The following is a 2,310-nucleotide window of genomic DNA, read 5'->3' as shown; positions in this document are numbered from 1 at the left end:
CCAAACTCCCAACGCGATAATGGAATCGCTTGGGAGAAAGTCGATGAAACAGCACGACGCGCCCGCGCTGACCTCGGGCAGACAGATGAGCCTGATATTCGAACCCCGCCGGGTGGACGGGATGAACGAAGCGGACCGGGCGAAGGTCGTTTTGACGCTTGCCCAAGTCCTGATGCAAGCCGCCGGCATCCGAGTCGAGGAGCTTGCCGATGACAAGCGCTGATCTGCTCCCGGGGACCGTGCTCCAGCGTAAGGCGGTCGTCTATGTGCGCCAGTCGTCGCAGTCCCAGGTTATGACCAATCTGGAAAGCCAGCGACGCCAATATGATCTGGTCGACATCGCGCGCAAGTACGGCTTTGCCGACATCGAGGTCATAGACGACGATCTCGGGCGATCCGCGAGCGGAACGGTGGCACGGCCCGGCTTCGACCGTCTGGTCGCTTGGCTCTGCGCGGGTAAGGTCGGAGCCGTCCTGTGCTTCGACGCGTCGAGGCTCGCGCGCAACGGGCGCGACTGGCATCATTTGCTTGAACTGTGCGGACTTGTCGAGGCCCGCGTCATCGATCATGACGGTGTGTACAACGCCTGCCATCCGAATGATCGCCTGCTCCTGGGCATGAAAGGCAGCATCAGCGAGTTCGAACTGGGTGTGTTGCGGGCAAGAATGTACGAAGCCGCCAGGTCGAAGGCACATCGGGGTGAGCTGCGCCTGTCGGTTCCGTTCGGCTATATATGGCATCGCGAAGCAGGACTGGGGCTCGCCCCCGACATCCGTCTGCAAGAGGTGATCCGGCTTATCTTCGCCCGCTTTCGCGAACTTGGTAGTGCCCGCCAGGTGCTGTTGTCGATGAAGGCCGAGCAAATCCACTTCCCCCGGCCTGCAGATGAAGGCCGCATGACGAACTGCGTCTGGCAGCCGGTCCGCTATCGCAATGTGATCAGTGTGCTAAAAAATCCATTCTATGCGGGGGCTTATGTCTACGGCAAAAGCGAGAAGCGAACTTCAATCGTTGAGGGGCGAGCGCGGCGAACCTACGGACATTATAAGCCTGCGGGCACCTGGGAAGTGATGATCAAGGATCATCACGAAGGGTACATCGGCTGGGAGGAATATGAACGCAACCAGAAGCAGTTGGCGCTCAATGCCTACGGTCGCTCGGATGGTGTAAAGTCAGGCCGTGGGGGCAAGGCGCTCTTATCGAGCCTCCTGACGTGCGCCCGTTGCGGCCAACGTCTGAGTGTTTGCTATAGGGGCGGTCCGATAAGCCAGCCGGTCTACCGCTGCGACAAGGGCAATCTGGCTGGGTTGCCTCGTTGTATGATCTTCGGTGCTCCGAAGATTGACACGGCGGTTGCACGAGAGCTGTTGCGAGCGGTAGAACCCTTGGCGATCGAAGCCGCGATCGAGGCGGAACGGATGCACCGGAAACAACAAGATGATCAGCGCCAGATCCTTGATCTGGAGCTCCAGCAGGCCCGCTACGAGGCCGGCCTTGCTGAGCGGCGCTACGCGGCATGTGATCCCGACAATCGTCTGATCGCCGCACAGTTGGAGAAAAACTGGGAAATCGCGTTGCGCCGCGTGCGTGATCTTGAGACGCGCCAGCCCGCCGAAAACCCGACGACCATCGAGGTTGATCCAGGTGCTTTCGCCAACCTGGCGGAAAACCTGTCAGCGGCCTGGAATGCTCCTGATGTGACGATGCGCGCCCGCCAGCAGCTTCTTCGAACGCTGATCGCCGACATCATCGTCGATGTCGACGATGCCATACGTGATGTCGTGCTCACAATTCATTGGCGGGGTGGCCAGCACTCGGAGCTGCGTGTTCGCAAGCCGGCGATCCGGCGAACACGGCAGCGCCACAGCCGAAGATGCACTGGAAGTTATGCGCAGCATGGCCGGCCGCTGGTCTGACGAGCACATCGCCGCCACACTCAACCGAATGGGCTTTCCCACCGGCCAGGGAAAAACCTGGACAGCCCATCGGGTCCGTTCTGTTCGTTACGTGCGTGGCATCGATGCCTACCGTTCAGCTGACAAAACTGGCGAATGGCTCACGCAGACCGAGGCCGCGAAAGCGTTGGGTGTCTCAAGCCATTTGATACGCAAGCTTGTTTTCACGGGCGTTCTTCCTGCAGTCCAGGTTGTTCCGCGAGCGCCCTATCAGATCCGAGCCATCGATTTGACGTCCGAGCCGGTCAGAGCGGCGATTGCCCGGAAAGGTCGCCCGTTGCGCGATGTTGATGCGGACACGCTTCCAATGTTTACAGACACTTAACGAAGGGGTGCATAATGAAACACGTCTCGC

1 protein-coding gene and 1 pseudogene are annotated in these 2,310 nt (G+C 60.0%); both read left to right on the top strand.

Annotated elements, in window-relative coordinates; translation table 11 throughout:
- Nucleotides 1–223, top strand: a 223-nt coding sequence (locus tag MKZ91_RS31445; RefSeq protein ID WP_336174939.1) for a hypothetical protein, incomplete at its 5' end; no start/stop codon positions are given.
- Nucleotides 210–2,280 (top strand): annotated as a pseudogene (locus MKZ91_RS31440) (recombinase family protein). The gene MKZ91_RS31445 and the pseudogene MKZ91_RS31440, both read left to right, overlap by 14 nt.
- Nucleotides 2,281–2,310: the final 30 nt, after the last annotated feature.

Source organism: Ensifer sp. MJa1 (assembly GCF_037026475.1).
Taxonomy (GTDB): Bacteria; Pseudomonadota; Alphaproteobacteria; order Rhizobiales; family Rhizobiaceae; genus Ensifer.
The sequence above is the reverse complement of the archived record's forward strand: the minus strand, read 5'-3'. Positions and strand labels throughout refer to the sequence as shown.